The sequence below is a fragment of the Williamsia sp. CHRR-6 genome, assembly GCF_018474015.1.
Classification (GTDB): domain Bacteria; phylum Actinomycetota; class Actinomycetes; order Mycobacteriales; family Mycobacteriaceae; genus Williamsia_A.
In genome coordinates, this window is sequence record NZ_JAHCSG010000001.1 from 205510 (window position 1) to 222019 (window position 16510).

14 protein-coding genes and 1 other RNA gene are annotated in these 16510 nt (G+C 68.3%); 8 read left to right on the forward strand and 7 right to left on the reverse strand.

Annotation, left to right across the window (positions count from 1 at the left end):
* Positions 1-21: 21 nt before the first annotated feature.
* Together glnA and KIK15_RS00890 are read right to left on the reverse strand one after the other, a co-directional pair.
* Positions 22-1362 carry a type I glutamate--ammonia ligase gene (gene glnA / locus KIK15_RS00885; RefSeq protein ID WP_214242295.1) on the reverse strand — a complete coding sequence of 447 codons (1341 nt, stop codon included), beginning with the start codon at positions 1360-1362 and terminating at the stop codon, positions 22-24.
* Positions 1363-1447: 85 nt separating this feature from the next.
* Positions 1448-2959 (reverse strand): alpha/beta hydrolase, encoded by a 1512-nt coding sequence (locus KIK15_RS00890; protein WP_250323992.1) that lies wholly within the window; start codon positions 2957-2959, stop codon positions 1448-1450.
* Between the two features lie 325 nt (positions 2960-3284).
* Here KIK15_RS00890 and panB point away from each other — a divergent pair, with 325 nt between their 5' ends.
* From panB to KIK15_RS00905, 3 genes are all read left to right on the forward strand, one after another.
* Positions 3285-4133: a 3-methyl-2-oxobutanoate hydroxymethyltransferase gene (gene panB, locus KIK15_RS00895; RefSeq protein ID WP_214242297.1), complete on the forward strand. Its 849-nt coding sequence runs from the start codon at positions 3285-3287 to the stop codon at positions 4131-4133.
* Between the two features lie 115 nt (positions 4134-4248).
* Positions 4249-5253, forward strand: coding sequence for a prolyl aminopeptidase (gene pip, locus KIK15_RS00900; RefSeq protein ID WP_214242298.1), 1005 nt, complete (start codon positions 4249-4251; stop codon positions 5251-5253).
* An 88-nt stretch (positions 5254-5341) separates the two neighbouring features.
* Entirely contained in the window at positions 5342-6826 is a 1485-nt protein-coding gene (locus KIK15_RS00905; RefSeq protein WP_214242299.1) for a CYTH and CHAD domain-containing protein, read from the forward strand.
* Positions 6827-6869: 43 nt separating this feature from the next.
* Here KIK15_RS00905 and rnpB read toward each other — a convergent pair.
* Positions 6870-7295, reverse strand: an RNA gene (gene rnpB / locus KIK15_RS00910) — RNase P RNA component class A.
* 179 nt (positions 7296-7474) lie between these two features.
* Between rnpB and KIK15_RS00915 the strand changes: the two genes are divergently transcribed.
* The 3 genes from KIK15_RS00915 to KIK15_RS00925 all read left to right on the forward strand — a co-directional run bounded on the left by KIK15_RS00915 (position 7475) and on the right by KIK15_RS00925 (position 10933).
* Positions 7475-8464, forward strand: a complete 990-nt coding sequence (locus KIK15_RS00915) for an alpha/beta hydrolase family protein (protein WP_214242300.1) — start codon at positions 7475-7477, stop codon at positions 8462-8464.
* A gap of 56 nt (positions 8465-8520) precedes the next feature.
* A complete protein-coding gene (locus KIK15_RS00920; RefSeq protein WP_214242301.1) occupies positions 8521-9750 on the forward strand; it encodes an SLC13 family permease in 1230 nt (409 codons plus the stop codon).
* A gap of 175 nt (positions 9751-9925) precedes the next feature.
* Positions 9926-10933: an alpha/beta hydrolase family protein gene (locus tag KIK15_RS00925; RefSeq protein ID WP_214242302.1), complete on the forward strand. Its 1008-nt coding sequence runs from the start codon at positions 9926-9928 to the stop codon at positions 10931-10933.
* 30 nt (positions 10934-10963) lie between these two features.
* Here the strand turns inward: KIK15_RS00925 and KIK15_RS00930 are convergent, their stop codons facing one another.
* From KIK15_RS00930 to cobC, 4 genes are all read right to left on the reverse strand, one after another.
* A complete protein-coding gene (locus KIK15_RS00930; protein WP_307851677.1) occupies positions 10964-12145 on the reverse strand; it encodes a bifunctional RNase H/acid phosphatase in 1182 nt (393 codons plus the stop codon).
* Positions 12146-12149: 4 nt separating this feature from the next.
* Positions 12150-12887 (reverse strand): zinc ribbon domain-containing protein, encoded by a 738-nt coding sequence (locus KIK15_RS00935; RefSeq protein ID WP_214242304.1) that lies wholly within the window; start codon positions 12885-12887, stop codon positions 12150-12152.
* Between the two features lie 89 nt (positions 12888-12976).
* On the reverse strand, positions 12977-14122 hold the full coding sequence (locus KIK15_RS00940; protein ID WP_374222797.1) for a Nif3-like dinuclear metal center hexameric protein: 1146 nt from the start codon (positions 14120-14122) through the stop codon (positions 12977-12979).
* A 71-nt stretch (positions 14123-14193) separates the two neighbouring features.
* Positions 14194-15231, reverse strand: coding sequence for an Rv2231c family pyridoxal phosphate-dependent protein CobC (gene cobC, locus KIK15_RS00945; protein ID WP_374222798.1), 1038 nt, complete (start codon positions 15229-15231; stop codon positions 14194-14196).
* Positions 15232-15310: 79 nt separating this feature from the next.
* Between cobC and KIK15_RS00950 the strand changes: the two genes are divergently transcribed.
* Together KIK15_RS00950 and KIK15_RS00955 are read left to right on the forward strand one after the other, a co-directional pair.
* A complete protein-coding gene (locus KIK15_RS00950; RefSeq protein WP_250323994.1) occupies positions 15311-16027 on the forward strand; it encodes an HAD hydrolase-like protein in 717 nt (238 codons plus the stop codon).
* Entirely contained in the window at positions 16020-16508 is a 489-nt protein-coding gene (locus KIK15_RS00955) for a low molecular weight protein-tyrosine-phosphatase (protein WP_214242306.1), read from the forward strand. The genes KIK15_RS00950 and KIK15_RS00955 overlap by 8 nt, the downstream gene beginning before the upstream one ends.
* Positions 16509-16510: the final 2 nt, after the last annotated feature.

Consider the following 16510-nt stretch of genomic DNA (forward strand, 5'->3'; position numbering starts at 1 on the left):
CGTCACCACCGCACCGGTGGGCTACAGGCTGAGGTAACGGTTCAGCTCGAACGGGGTGACCAGGGCGCGATAGTCGTTCCATTCGGTCCACTTGTTGCGCAGGAAGTAGTCGAAGACGTGCTCACCGAGGGTCTCTGCCACCAACTCGGACTGCTCCATCGCCTTGAGCGCCTCGGCCAGACTGCCGGGCAACTCCCGGTAGCCCATCGCCGCACGCTCCACCGCGGTCAGGGCCCAGACGTCGTCCTCGGCTTCTTCGGGCAGTTCGTAGCCCTCTGCGATGCCTTTGAGCCCAGCCGCCAGCAGCACCGCGAAGGTGAGGTAGGGGTTGCAGGCCGAATCCGGGCTGCGCACCTCGATGCGTCGCGACGACGCCTTGTTGGGGGTGTAAAGCGGCAGCCGAATCAGCGCCGAACGGTTCGCTCCACCCCAGGTGGCTGCGGTAGGCGCCTCGCCGCCGTGCACCAACCGCTTGTAGCTGTTGACCCACTGGTTGGTCACCGCGCTGATCTCCGAGGCGTGGTGCAGGATTCCGGCGATGAACCGTCGGCCGGTCTCCGAGAGCTGCATCGGATCGTCGGGGTTGTGGAAGGCGTTGGTGTCACCCTCGAACAAGCTGAGGTGGGTGTGCATGGCCGAGCCCGGGTGCTCGCTGAACGGCTTGGGCATGAACGTCGCCCAAGCCCCCTCGGCCATCGCCACCTCCTTGACCAGGTAGCGGAAGGTCATCACGTTGTCGGCCATCGACAGGGCGTCGGCGTAGCGCAGGTCGATCTCCTGCTGCCCGGGTGCACCCTCGTGGTGGGAGAACTCGACCGAGATGCCCATCGACTCCAACGCGTCGATGGCGTGTCGGCGGAAGTTGGGTGCGCTGCCGTGCACCACCTGGTCGAAGTAGCCGCCGGTGTCCGACGGGATCGGCGGGCTGCCGTCGGTGGGCGCCTCTTTGAGCAGGAAGAACTCGATCTCGGGATGCACGTAGCAGGTGAAGCCCTGATCAGCCGCCTTGTTCAGTTGGCGCCGCAGCACGTGCCGGGAATCAGCCCAGCTAGGGGTCCCGTCCGGCATGGCGATGTCGCAGAACATCCGCGCCGAGTGCAGCTTGCCCGAGCTGGTGGTCCAGGGCAGGACCTGGAAGGTGGACGGGTCGGGCTTGGCGATCGTGTCGGCCTCCGACACCCGAGAAAAGCCCTCGATGGACGAGCCGTCGAAGCCGATCCCCTCGACGAACGCTCCCTCTAGTTCAGCCGGTGCGATGGCCACCGATTTGAGGTAGCCGAGCACATCGGTGAACCAGAGTCGGACGAATCGGATGTCGCGTTCTTCGAGGGTGCGAAGCACGAATTCCTTTTGGCGGTCCATGAGGCCCGACGATAGAAGTGTGCTGTTAATTCCATGTTACGGTCGCAAGACAAACGCTGGGAGCTGGAGCTTCATACAGCCCATCTCAGCAAGTGAGACCCGGCGTCGGCAGTGTGAGATCGACCAGGTACGCCGTCAACGGTCCGTCCAGGCACATGTTGCCCTCGAAGGACGCCGTGTGCTGGGTACCGCGGAACGTCACCAGTCGGGCCTTGAGCTGATCGGCCAACGACACCCCCGCCGCGTAGGGGGTGGCTGGGTCGTTGGTGGTCGACACGACCACCGTCGTCGCCAGCTCCGGGATGGACAGCTTGTGCGGCTGGTAGGTGACCGGGACCGGCCAGAACGCGCACGCGTCCTTGCCCGTCGCCCCGGTCCCCTTGCCGTCGTCACGGTAGGGAGCGACGGTCCGCAACGTCGTGTCGAGCTTGTTCAGGGTGGCTTGGTCGGTGATGGCCGGTTCGTCGACGCACCGGATGGCCAGGAACGCATCCGATGAGTTGTCGTACTTTCCCTGCCGATCCCGACCCTCGTAGAAGTCGGCCAGCCGCAACATGGTGTCGCCACTGCCCCGGGTCAACTCGGTCAGCCCGTCGCGCAGGAACTTCCAGAGGGTGTCGGAGTACAGCGCCTGATTGGTGGCGGTGATGGCGTCGCCGAAGGACAGTCCACGAGGGTCCTTGGTCTTGGCCGGCGTGGTGATCAGCGGCCGCACCAACTGGTGATATCGCGCGACGAACTGCGCCGGGTCGGCCCCCAGCGGGCAGCCGGGTTTGGTTGCGCAGTCGGCGGCGAACTTGTTGAACGCCAACTGGAATCCGGCACTCTGGTTGACGATGTCGGCAACCGGGTCGGCCGTCGGATCGACGGCGCCGTCGTTGATCATGGCCCGCACGCGATTCGGGTACTTCTCGGCGTAGGCGCCGCCGATCTTGGTGCCATAGGAGTAACCGAGGTAGTTCAGCTTGTCGAAGCCCAGGACCGCCCGCAGCACATCCATGTCCTGGATCACGTCCGCTGTTCCCACGTGCGCCAGGAATGTGCGTCCCATGCGTTGCACGCACTCCCTGCCGATCTGGGTGTTCACCGCCTCCTGCCGGGCGATCCCAGCGGGACTGTTGTCGACGTACTCGGCCCGGTAGGCGTCGCGCTCGCTGTCGGTCTGACAGCGGATGGCCGGGGTTGATCGACCGATCCCGCGGGGATCGAATCCGATGAAATCCAGGGTCTGGCTGACCGGCATCTTCGCGAAATCAGCGGCGGTCCCAGCCATGTAGTCGACTCCGGAGGCACCCGGGCCACCGGGGTTGGTCAGGACGATCCCGCTGGCCTGCTGCGACGCCTTGAGCCGAAAGACTGCAATCGACGCCGTGGCGCCATCGGGGGCCGCGTAGTCGACGGGGACCTGGAACCGACCACACTCACTGCGGTCCTGGGGGTACTCGGCATCGGGAACGAAGTCCTTGCACGATCCCCAGTCGATGGTCTGTCGGAGGAACCGGTCCAACCCCTTGCCAGGCAGTTGCGCGGCGTCGCGGGTCGGACGAGCGGTGCCATCGACGGTGCAGCCGGCGAACACCGTGGCGACGGTGACCATCACCAGCCCGGCGAACACCGCCTCACGGACCGGACGACGGCGCCCGCGGCGCGGTGCGCCCGACGGCGCGGCAGGGTGGCGGGCGGCGGTCGAAGAGGGCACGAACTGCATCCCGCCATCGTGACACGCCCAGGTCGACATGTGGTGTCAACCCGCCTTCCCACACCTGTTGCTGCGAGACCAGGTATCACCGACCGCGGCAGAGGATGTGAGCGAAGACACTCACCGGGGCCGTGTTCGACCTCGCCGGCTGGTGGGACCATGAAGGCGTCCCATCCACCCGGGTACTCGGCCGCCGAGACTCGAGGCACGAAAAGAGACAATGATGTCCGACGTATCTCCGTACGGTTCTGCTGCCACTCCCGCACCGACGGCTCCCCGGCGGGTCACCCGCGTTCACCACCTCGCCCAGATGAAGGCTGAGGGTGAGAAGTGGTCGATGCTCACCGCCTACGACTACTCCAGTGCTCGACTGTTCGACGACGCAGGCATCCCCGTCCTGCTGGTCGGCGACTCCGCCGCGAATGTCGTCTACGGCTACGACACCACCATCCCCATCACCTGCGATGAGTTGATCCCGCTGGTGCGCGGCGTGGTCAAAGGCGCACCCCATGCGCTGGTGGTCGCCGACCTGCCGTTCGGCAGCTACGAGGGCGGCAGCGCACAGGCTCTGGCCAGCGCCACCCGGTTCTTCAAGGAGGCCGGCGCCCACGCGGTCAAACTCGAGGGCGGCGAACGGGTCGCCGACCAGATCGCGACGCTCTCGGCCGCAGGCATCCCGGTCATGGCGCACATCGGGTTCACCCCACAGTCGGTCAACGGGCTCGGCGGCTTCCGGGTCCAGGGCCGTGGTGACGGTGGCGACCAGCTGATCGCCGACGCGATCGCGGTGGCCGAAGCAGGCGCGTTCGCCGTCGTCATGGAGATGGTCCCCGCCGAGCTGGCCGGCCAGATCACCCGCAAGCTGACCATCCCCACCGTCGGGATCGGAGCGGGCAACGAGACCGACGCACAGGTGTTGGTGTGGCAGGACATGGCCGGGTTCACCCACGGCAAGACCGCACGCTTCGTGAAGCGCTACGCCGATGTCGGCGGCGAATTGCGCCGCGCCGCAGAACAATACGCCGACGAGGTGCGCCGCGGGGTGTTCCCCGGGCCCGAACACAGCTACTGATCCGCCCGCCGACATCGCGCCCGTGGGTTCTCGGCGCGATGTCGGCAAAGCCACGAGAAGACCACGATCGGCCGGGCACCATGGGCTCGGTGCACCCATTGGGCATAGTGGTCGCATGCGTGACTTCTACCCCGCGATCGCCCCATACGAGCGCGGCATGCTCGATGTCGGTGATGGCCAGCAGATCTACCACGAGTCCAGCGGCCGACCCGATGGCAAACCGGCGCTGTTCCTCCACGGCGGCCCCGGCGGCGGCACATCCGACGAGCATCGGCGGTTCTTCGATCCCGAGACCTACCGGATCGTCCTGTTCGACCAACGTGGGTGCGGTCGCTCGACCCCCCACATCGCTGACGAGGCCGACCTGTCGGTCAACACCACCGACCACCTCATCTCCGACATCGAACGGCTCCGGGTGCACCTCGGGATCGAGCAGTGGCTGGTCTTCGGTGGATCGTGGGGCTCCACGCTGGCGCTGGCATACGCCCAGGCACACCCCGACCGGGTCAGCGAACTGGTGGTGCGCGGCATATTCCTGCTGCGCCGCAGCGAGATCGACTGGTACTACAACGGCGGGGCCGCCCACCTCTTCCCCGACGAATGGGAGCGATACCTGGCCCCCATCCCGGAGGCCGACCGCGATGGCGATCTGGTGGCCGCCTACCACCGGCTGCTCACCGGAGGCGATCGGCAAGTGGCTCAGGCCGCCGCCACCGCGTGGACCACGTGGGAACAGCGCACCAGCTATCTCCTCCCTCGCCCAGACGACCCCACCGTCGACGCGCGCTTCGATCTTGCGTTCGCGACCATCGAGAACCACTACTTCATGCACGGCGGGTTCATCGAGGAGGGTCAGTTGCTGCGCGACATCAGTCGGATCGCCCACATTCCCGGGGTGATCGTGCAGGGCCGATACGACGCGGTCTGTCCGATGCGCAGTGCCTGGGATCTGCACCGCGCGTGGCCGCAGGCCGAGCTGCGAGTCGTGGCCGACGCCGGCCACGCCGCCTTCGAACTGGGGATCCGCCGGGAACTGGTGGCTGCCACCGACCGTTTCCGCACCACAGGACAATCCGATGCGATCGCAGCCGAGTCCATCAACGGGCCAGCCGGGCCGTGAGCGGTGAACACGTGCCGACCGCGCGGCACGCGACGTCACAGCGCGACACGATCGCTACGCACACCAGAGCCGACAGACGGGACCAGGGATGAGTGACCACCTCGAGATCGAGCTGAAACTCGACGTCGACCCACACACCCCGACACCGGATCTGCGCTCGCTCCCCGGTGTCGCCGTCACCGTGGGACCGATCGTCGAGCACCTCGACGCCACCTACTTCGACACCGACGACCTGGTGCTGGCGGAGAACCGGATCACGCTGCGTAGACGCACTGGCGGGCACGACGACGGGTGGCACCTCAAGCGTCCGGGCACCGACCTCGGCCGCCGGGAACGCCAGGCCCCCTTGGGGACCGGCGCCGAGACCACCCCGCCGCCGGAGATCGTCGAGCCGGTGACGGTGCATCTGCGTGGACGATCGGTGGCACCGATCGCTGTCATCAACACCGTGCGCCACATCACCGAGCTGCGCGGCGACGATCACCGGCTGCTGGCGATGCTGTGTGCCGATCAGGTCACCGCACGATCACTGCTGACCAACGGCACCAGCCGACGTTGGGCCGAGTGGGAGTTCGAACTCGTCGACGGCGACGCCGCGCTGTTGGCCGAGGCCGAGAACCTCCTGCGTGCTGCAGGTGCGCGCACTGCGTCCAGCGCGTCCAAGCTGGCACGTGCCATCGGGGCCACCCCGACGCGCGCGCCCGTGGCGACGCTGGGCAAGAAGGCGTCGGCGCTGGAGGTGGTGATCACCGAACTCCGTCGGCACCGCGATCAGTTGATCGCCGTCGACCCCACGGTGCGAGACGACGAGGACGACGCCGTTCACCAGATGCGGGTGGCCACCCGGCGGCTACGCAGTGTGTTGCGCGCATTTCCCCAAGTGATCGGCGGAGACCAACCGACGCGCATCGACGACGAGCTGCGGGAGTTGGCGGCGGTACTGGGCGTGGCCCGTGACGCGGAGGTGGCCGCCGCCCGGTACCGCACGCTACTCGCCGACGAGGACCCCTCACCGGCGCTGACCGCAGCACTGGTCGACGAGCAGATGCGTCGCTACCGGCGTGGGTTGAAAACCTCAGTGGCCGCGATGAACTCGTCGCGGTACTTCGCGTTGCTCGATGACCTCGACGCGATGATCGCCGAGCCGACGCCGGGCCCCGACGCCGCCACGACCGCTGCTGCCGCACTGCACAGTGCAGTGCGCTCATCACGCCGCTCGGTCCGTCGCGCTGAACGCCGCCTCGCCCACCTGCCGGCGGGCACCGAGGAGTGGACAACCGCCATGCACGCCATCCGCAAGAAAGCCAAGCGGCTGCGGTACGTGGCGGAGTCGGGCGCGGCGATCTCGACCACGCGACACCGCCGGATCGCCGGTGCGGCCAAAACCATCCAGAGCACCCTCGGCGACGTCAACGATGCCGCGCTGAGCCGTGCGTTTCTGGCTGCGGTCACCGCCCGCACCACCGACCCGCGCGACAGCTTCGTCCTCGGGCGGCTCGACGCGCGTGAGCAGGCCGCACATGACGCGGCGCTACAGGCCTACGTCGCGGTGTCGGGAGAACTGCTCGACTAGCTCGGTGCACTACCGCGGGCACCCCTCGCGCAGGGGGCGGGGGCGAACGAGTCGACCTGTAAGCCGGATCCTGTCCCGACCCGGAGGTCGGCGGCGATCATCCATCTGGGCACACCGTCACCGGGTACCTCAAGCGGTCCACCCGCAGGCTCAGGCGAGCAGCCCTCGAGCACCTGCGCAGCCGCACCGCAGGCGGTGCGACCTTCGACCTTGCTCCGGGTGGGGTTTACCGAGCCGCCGCGGTCACCCGCGGCGCTGGTGCGCTCTTACCGCACCGTTTCACCCTCACCGCCCTCAGGTCCGCGAGGGACACCGACGACGGCGGTCTGTTCTCTGTGGCACTGTCCCGCGGGTCGCCCCGGGTTGTCGTTAGCAACCACCCTGCTCTGTGGAGTCCGGACTTTCCTCGACGTGCGGCGTGTCACCGTGCGGTGATCGTCCCGAATGTCGCGATCGCCCGGTCGGCTCGTTCGCCCGGTTATGCTAACAACGCTCCACGTCGGCGCCGACATATCCGACGCCGACTGCGCCGCTGGGGGGACGGGTCGGACGTGGTCCGACGATGGGAGCAGAAACATTGGGGGTAAGAGAATGATTCGTCGCGCCACCGCGTCGGTCTCAGGTGTCATCCGATCGAGCGTCACCGTGATGACGACCGCGACCTTGGCCGTGACCGGCGTGACCGCAGTGGCAGGGGCCGTGGTGTCGGCGCCGGCCGCAGCCGCACCTGGTAGCGCGACCGCGGCCCGCGCCTCGATCCTGTCGATCAAGAAGGTCACCACCACGCGCAGCCGCGTCACCGTGTACTCGCCGTCGATGCGCCGCACCATCGCCCTCGACGTGCTGACCCCCGCCGCACGGTCGGGCAAACGACCCACGCTGTACCTGCTCGACGGCATCGACGCCGGCAGCAGCACCAACTTCGCCCAGAGCGACTGGTTGCGGGCCACCGATGTCGAGAAGTTCTTCGCCGACAAGCAGGTCACCGTGGTGTTGCCGATCGGCGGGCCGGCCAGCTACTACACCGACTGGAACCGCACCGACCCCACCCTTGGTCGCTACGCCTGGGAGACGTTGCTCACCACCGAACTCCGGCCGGTGATCGAGGCCGCCTTCGACGGCAACGGGCGACGCGCGCTGGCCGGGGCGTCCATGGGCGCATCCGGCGCTCTCACCCTGGCCGCCCGCCACCCCGGGCAGTACCGAGCTGTTGCCGCGTTCAGTGGCTGCCTGAACCTGCTCAGCGCAGAAGGCACCGCTGTCACCGTTACCGGCATCTCCGGGAAGGGCGGCAACCCGAACAACATGTGGGGTCCGCCGGGCAGCGCGGGATGGCGGGCTCACGACCCGAGCACCAACGTCAAGGGATTACGCGGCACCTACGTCTACGTGTCCGCCGGTGACGGTCGTGGCGACTCCGGTGTCGCACTGAGCCCGACGGACAAGATCGCCGCGCCGATCGGTGCCGCCTACGAGGTCGGCGCGCTCACCTGCACGCGAGGCTTTCTCTCGGCCGCCACAAGGGCGAAGGTCCCGGTGACGTTCGATCTGCATCGCGGATATCACATGTGGGCCTTCTGGTCGCGCGACATCAAGCGCGCGTGGCCCGGCATCGACAAGGCACTCTCGACGCGCTGAGCCGATCCTCAGGGGATCACCGGGCGGGTCGCTAGACTCGCGCCGGTGAATTCCCCATGGACGTGATTGCGCTCGCATTGATGGCGATCACCCTGGGGTGTGCGATCGTACGACCGCGCGGGCTCCCCGAGGCCGCGTTCGCGCTTCCCGCAGCGGCAGTGGTACTCGCGCTGGGGCTGGTCTCCCCCGCCGCCGCGCTGCGGGAGCTTGGGCAGCTCGACACCACAGTGGTGGTGCTCGCCGCGCTGCTCACGCTGTCCTACGCCAGCGCAGCACTCGGGGTGTTCGACTGGCTGGCCGCAGTCATCGGCCGCATCGGGGGCGCCGGCCCGATGTCGTTGTTCGCGTGGGGATTCGGGGCCGCAGCGTTGGTGACCGCAACGCTCAACCTGGATGCGACGGTGGTGCTGCTGACGCCGGTGCTGATCACCTTGACTCGATCAGCCCGAGTCGATGTCGCCCCGCTGGGCTACGCGACGATCGGCTTGGCCAACGCCGCGTCGTCACTCATGCCCGTCTCCAATCTCACCAACCTGTTGGCCTTTCAGGCATCCGGCCTGACCTTCGCAACGTTCACCGCCACGATGGCCCTACCCTGGGCCCTCACCCTGGCGATCTGGTGGCTGGTGTATCGCGCCTACTTTCGGCGCCAGCTGCAGCACCCGCCGCACCCCACCCCGAGGGTGGACATCGGGCCGGCCCCGACCGCGGCCCTGACCGTTCTGGGTATCACCCTCGCGGGCTTCGCTGCGGCCTCACAGGTCGGCCTAGAGCCGGCGTGGGCTGCGGTGGCGGGAGCAGTCGTGATGTCTGGTCTGGCGCTGCGGCGACGCGCCGCAGGCATGATTGCGCTGTTCGCAGCAACCAATCCGGCGTTCCTCCTGTTCGTCCTCGCGTTGGGCGTGCTGGTCGCCGCCATCTCCCGCGGCAGGGTGGGCGACTGGCTGAGCCAGGTCCTGCCCTCGGGAACCGACCTGGGGTCGTTGCTGATCATCGCCGCGGTCGCTGCCGTCGCGGCCAACCTGGTCAACAACATCCCCGCCACGCTGCTGCTGCTCACTGCACTGGGGACGCACGCGCCCGCTGCCGCCGTGTTGGCCATGGTGTTGGGGGTCAACATCGGCTCAGCCATCACCTACGTGGGGTCGCTGGCCAACTTGCTCTGGCGCCGCGTGTTGACCGACCACGGCGTACCGACGTCGGCCCTGCGGTTCACCACGCTGGGATTGTTGGCCGCGCCCCCGTCGATAGTGGCCTCGGTCACTGCACTGTGGCTCACCTCCTGACCGAAAACGACTGCACCCCTGCGGATTACGTCCATCAGGCGATCCGACCCGCGGGTCACCGGGACCGGCGCGGCGAGTCCGAGTGGGTTCACCCGCACCCGTTCGGATACCGTCATCGCAACGCAGACACCTGCGGGCGCCCGTCGGGGGGGTGTTGGCGAAAATCGGAGGAACAATGTCTCGACGCGTACGCGCGGCAACGATCGCTGCGGTCATCGCGACCACCGTGGCCACGCTGCTCACCGTCCCGACCGCAGTGGGCGCCGCACCCATCTCGGCCGCACCGGCGGCGACGGCAAAGCTGTTGTCGGCCAAGGTGACTGCCCCTGGACGCACCCGCATCACGGTGTTCGCCCCGAGCATGGCTCGCCGGATCACACTCGACGTCCTCACGCCCAAGAGCAAGGGTCCACGGCCGAGCATCTACCTGCTCGACGGCATCGATGCCGGCGTGGACACCAACTTCACCCAGAGCGACTGGACCAAGTTCACCAAGGTCACCACCTTCTTCGCCAAGAAGAACGTCAACGTGGTCATCCCGATCGGCGGAACCGGCAGCTACTACAGCGACTGGCTGCGCACTGATCCGGCCTACGGCCGCTACCTGTGGGAGACCTTCCTGACCAAGGAACTACCACCGCTGATCGACGCGAGGTTCACCGGCAACGGAAAAAACTACGTGGCCGGGGTGTCCATGGGAGCCACGTCTGCGATCGCCCTGCTGGCCCGAAACCCGTCGGTTTACACCGGCGCCGCCGCGTTCAGCGGCTGCCTCGACCTGAGAGGACCGCTGGGCATCGCCACCGTCCAGGTCGGCATCAGGGGACGCATGGGCAACCCTGACAACATGTGGGGACAGCCCAACAGCCCCACGTGGCGGGCACACGACCCGATTCGCCTCATCCCCAAACTGCGGGGCAAGCATGTCTTCGTGGCGTTCGGTGACGGGTCGATCGATCTGAGTGCCAACATCCCCGCCGAGCAGTACCTCGCCGCGCCCGTCGGATCGGCCTTCGAGGCGGGGGTCAAGGTGTGCAGCGAACAGTTCGTGGCCGCTGCTGCGCGCCAACGGGTTCCGATCACCGTCTACCGGCACGGCGGACTACACACCTGGGGCTACTGGGAACGTGACCTCCGCGTGGCGTGGCCCGGGATCGCGCGCTCGCTGGGTGTCACGAGCTGACAGCCCCGCAGTCTGAGCGCTGGCCGACCGCTAGTCGAGGTGATGGGTGTCGTTGACCAGCTTCACCGACGTCCCGCCGTCGGGATAGAACTCCGCGACGCTCAACGACGCCAGATCCAGGTGCAGGCGGTACAGCAGCGAAGGGCCTGCCGCCAATGCAGTCCGCAGCACCGTCTTGATCGGCGTCACATGCGACACCACAAGTACGGTGCCCGGTCCGTAGGTACGCACCACCTCATCGGTGGCCGCGTTCACCCGGGCGGTCACCTCGGCGAAACTCTCTCCCCCCGGTGGGGCCACGGTGATGTCGGACAACCACCGCCGATGCAGCTGAGGGTCCTGCGCCACCGCCTCGGCGAAGGTCAGCCCCTCCCAGGTCCCGAAGTCAGTCTCGATGAAGCCGTCGACCACCGTCACCGGTAACCCGAGCCGATCGGCCACCGCACCCGCAGTGACGCGTGCCCGACTCAACGGCGAGGAGACCACCGCGACGATGTCGTCACGCTCGCCCAACCGCTGCGCCGCGCGCTGTGCCTGCCCGTGCCCCACCTGGGTCAACTCCGGGTTGCCGCGACCGCTGTATCGCCGCTGCACCGACAGCGCGGTCTGCCCATGGCGCAACAGCAGCAACCGGGTCGGTGCACCCGAGGCACCGGTCCATCCAGGCCCCGCCGTCGCCGCCGACTCGACGCCCGCGTCGGTGTCTCCCTCGACGCCCGCGTCGGTGGTCCCGTCGACGCCCGCGTCGGTGTCTCCCTCGACGCCCGCGTCGGTGTCTCCCTCGACGCCCGCGTCGGTGTCTCCCTCGACGCCGCCGGTGTCCATGGCCTCGTTGGCCAGTCGGTCGGCGTGTGAGTTCCGTTCTCGGGGAATCCATTCGAAGTCGACCGCCGTGAACCGGTCGCGCAGTTGTCGAGCCTGTGCGGCCAACTCGATCATGTCCGGATGCTTGACCTTCCAGCGCCCCGACATCTGTTCGACGACGAGTTTGGAGTCCATCCGCACCGACACGTCCTGCGCGCCGAGTTCGGCTGCCGCAGTGAGGCCCGCGATGAGTCCGCGGTACTCGGCGACGTTGTTGGTGGCCACTCCCAGAAAGCCCGAACGTTCGGCCAACACCTGTGTGCGCGCCCCGTCGAACACCACCGCACCGAAACCGGCCGGCCCCGGGTTCCCCCGTGACCCCCCGTCGGCCTCGACCCAGACGCGCACGTCCTCAGAGACCCGACTCGTGGGTGCGCACCAGGATGGCGCCGCACTCGTCGCAGCGCACCACCTCATCGGCAGCCAGTCGCGCGATCCGACTGAGGGTGCCGCGGTCGAACTCCATCCGGCACGCGCCACAACTCGCCTGACGCAACAGTCCGGCGCCGGACGAACCGGTGACGCGCTGCCGGTCGTACACCGCGAGCAACTCCTGGTCGATCTGGGTCCGCAACGAATGTCGTTTCTCCTCGGCGACCACCCGGGCCGCCGCGATCGACTCGAGTTCTGCGGCCAGTGCCGTGCGCGCTGCAGCCAACTGTTCCTCGGTGTGCGACACCACCGCTGCGGCCCGCAGTTGCGCCGCCGCGGTGGCCTCCTGCTGCTCCATCACCTCGAGCAGTTCGTCCTCCAGGACGGCCCGGCGGCGAGCAATACCGGACAGCTCGTGCTCGAGCTCGGTCAGGGCCTTACCGCTGAGGGTGCCGCCGTTGAGCAACGCGGAGTCCTTGCGCTCACGGTTGCTCAGCACCGCGATCTCGTTGTCCAGACGCCTGACTTCCCGGTCGAGGTCGTCGGCGGCGATGTCGGCGGCCACCGCCTCGTCGCGGCTGCGCTGCAGAGCCGATTCCAGCTCGGTCACCGCGAGACCTTCCGGCGAATTCGCCACCCGATGATCCAGACGTGCCACCTCGGTGTCACGTTCGGCCAGGTCCAGCAAGAGTCGCTGATCGGCCGGGGCTGCCTTCATCGTCGGGTGGTGTCCTCTCGAGCTGTGGCGTCACGGCGCACCTCGCTGCCGCGCGGGCACCGACCTCGGTGACGCCCGATGCAGCGAGACTACCGGTCGGATACGTGATGTCCGGCCGGTGCATGCACGGTGAACGGGTCGGTCGGGGTCGCGAACATCGACACCCTCAGGTCATCGGCAAGTCCCTCGATCACACGCGCGACCTGCGCGCACCACGGGAACTCGGTGGCCCAGTGCCCGGCATCGACCACCGCAGGACCACCCCGACGAAGGTGTTCATCGACCGGATGGTGCCGCAGGTCGGCGGTCACGTAGACGTCTGCGCCCACGGCACGCACAGTGTCGAGCAGCGAGTCACCGGCCCCACCGCACACCGCCACCGTCGAGACGATCTGATCGGGGTCCCCGGCGGCCCGCACCCCCCACGGGGCCACGCGCAACCGATGTGCCACGTGGGTTGTAAAGTCCCGCAACGACATCGGCGACTCCAGCCGTCCGATGCGGCCCAGTCCCAGCCCGGTAGGGACGGCGGCGAGCTCGACGAGGTCGAAGGCCACCTCCTCGTACGGATGGGCGGCGAGCAGCGCGGCATGCACCGCCGACCGCAGCTGCCGTGGCGCCACCATCTGGACGCGATCCTCGGCCACCTGCTCCAGCGACCCCACCGACCCGATGGCCGGCGATGCACCCGACCCGGGCCGGAACTGACCTGAACCGGTCACCCGCCAACAGCACTCGGTGTAGTCACCGATGGCGCCTGCGCCTGCGGCGAACATGGCCGCGGTCACCGAGTCAGTGGAACCGACGGGCACGAGCACCGTCCAACTGTCGCGGGCGGGGCCCGCCACCGGCTGCATCGGAACCGTGTCGGTCACACCCAAGGCCTGCGCCAACGCATCCGAGACCCCAGGACGAGCGCGATCAGCGTTGGTGTGGGCGGTGTAGAGCGCACATCCGGCGCGGATCAGTCGATGGATCAGCAACCCCTTCGGCGTGTGCGCGCCCACCGTGTCGACACCACGCAGCAGCAGCGGATGGTGAGCCACGATGAGCTCGACACCGCCGCGCACCGCCGTGTCGACCACGGCGTCGGTCACATCGACACACGCCAGCACCGTCGACACCGACTGCTGCGGATCTCCACACACCAGTCCCACGCTGTCCCAGGACTCGGCCAGGTGCGGCGGATAGTGCTCCTCGAGGGCGGCGATGAGATCGGCGAGGACAAGGCTCACAACAATTCCTTCCGGGAAGTCACACGGGCAGGGCGATCACACGGTCAGGTCGATCACACGGTCAGGGCAGGTCACGAGGGCCAGGCGGCCACGAGTTGAGCGACGGCCTGCGCGTCGCGGACGGCGATCCGCAGGTGATCACCGTCGAGTCCGACGAAATTGGCGCAGCTGCGCACGGCGAACCCGCGGCGGGCCAGCTCGTGTTTGACCTCGGTGCCGTGCGGTACCCGCACCAGGACGAACGACGCCGCCGGTGCGCCACACACCTCGATCCCCCGCGCGCGCAACGCCGCAACCATCGACTCGCGTTCGGCGGCGACCATCTGCGCCTGGTGGGCCGCGTAGGCCGCCCCTCGGTCCGACGCCGCTGCCGACAGCGCGGACAGCTGCAAGGTACCCAAAGGCCAGTGCGGGCGGCGTGAGCTCAGCCGCGCGATCACCGCTGGATCCGCCAGCAGGTAGCCCGCGCGTAGGCCGGCCAACGCAAATGTCTTGGTGACGCTGCGGATCACGATCACGTCGGGTGCAGCGAACCCGGCCAACGACTGCGGCTCGCCCGGTCCGGTCGGGACACCGAGGGTGACGTCGGCGAAGGCCTCGTCGACGACGATGATGCGGCCCGGCCGTCGCAGGGCGAGAATCTCCTCACGGGTGTGCAGCACCGAGGTGGGGTTGGTGGGGTTGCCGATGATGACGAGGTCGGCGTCATCGGGTGTCGCCACCGCCGCCAGCGTCCACGGCTCGTCGAGCACGACGTGTAGGACGTCGACACCGGCGGCGAGCAGGGCCCGTTCGGGTTCGGTGAACGACGGTTGAATCAGCGCGGCTGTGCGGCAACCGAGGGCGGGCAGGAGACTGAAACCTTCGGCCGCACCCGCCAACAACAGCACCTCGTCGGCGGTGCGCCCGTGTCGGGCGGCGACCGCGGCGACGGCGGCATCGTGATCGGCGGTCGTCGGATAATGCGCGAGATCAGTGATACGACAACTCAACTCAGCCAGCATCCAGTCCGGTGTGCGGCCACGTACGTTGACAGCGAAGTCGATGAGACCCGGCCCCACATCGGCGTCTCCGTGGCGGCCTCGGGCCGCCAGTTCGTCGCTGGTCACAGGCACCACCCCACCGAATGTCATGGGTATAGAGCCTACGGGGGACAATCAGTAGGTGTCTGCCACCGATACCGCCGACCTGCACAGTCCCCGATCGGCCGCACCCGCCGCGGTCGGCCCCGATCCTGCCGACGGCGGCACAGTGTTGCTGTTCGACCTCGACGGCACGATCACCGACTCGGCCGCCGGCATCGTCGGCAGCTTTCGTCATGCGCTGCGCTCGGTAGGCCACCCGGAGCCCGCCGACGATGTGATCGCCGGCATCGTGGGTCCACCGATGATCGACACGCTGCGGGGGTGCGGTCTCACCGAGGACGCGGCGCACACCGCGATGGCGCATTATCGGTCGCACTACTCCGAAGTGGGTTGGGCGCAAAACGCGGTGTATCCGGGTATGGCTGAGCTCTTGGCCGATCTCGCGGCCGCGGGCCGGACGCTGGCGGTGGCCACCTCCAAGAATCAGGCCACCGCGCACCGGATCCTGTCGCACTTCGGCCTGGTCGACCATTTCGTCTATGTCGCCGGCGCGAGCGGCGACGGTACGCGGCGCGCCAAGTCCGACGTGATCGCTCACGCGCTGTGCGCCCTCGGTGTGCAGCCACGTCGGGGCCCCGATCGCCCCGATGGACTGCCGGTGGTGATGATCGGGGACCGGTCGCACGATGTCGACGGTGCCGCCGAGTTCGGCATTCCGGTGGCGCTGGTCGGTTGGGGGTACTCGCTTCCCGGCGAGGGTGAGCGGGCCCGCTGGCACATCTCGACGGTCGCAGCGCTGCGGGGGGTGCTGGGTGTCTGATCGGTTGCACATCTGCTTCGTGTGTTCGGGCAACATCTGCCGATCGCCCATGGCGCAGAACATTGTTCGTGCCGCAGTGGCCCAGGCGGGGCTGTCGCAGCTGGTGCTGGTGGACAGCTGCGGCATCGGCGCCTGGCACGTGGGCGAGCCCGCCGATGATCGTGCGCGCACCGAGTTGCGTCGGCACGGGTATTCCGACGACCATGTCGCGGCCGTGCTCGGTCGCTCACACGCCGCGGCCGATCTGCTGATCGCCATGGATCGCGGGCACCTGCGGGCGTTGGTGCGCCAGCGGCTCGGGGACCGCACCCGGCTGTTGCGCAGCTTCGATCCGACGGTCGGCGACGACGACCTCGACGTGGTGGACCCGTATTACGGCGGGGCCGACGATTTTGCCCGCGTGCGGGCCGAGATCGAGGCGGCGACCCCGGGGCTCCTCGCGTGGATCACCGAGCAGGTGCGCCGACGCCACCAGGGGTGAGC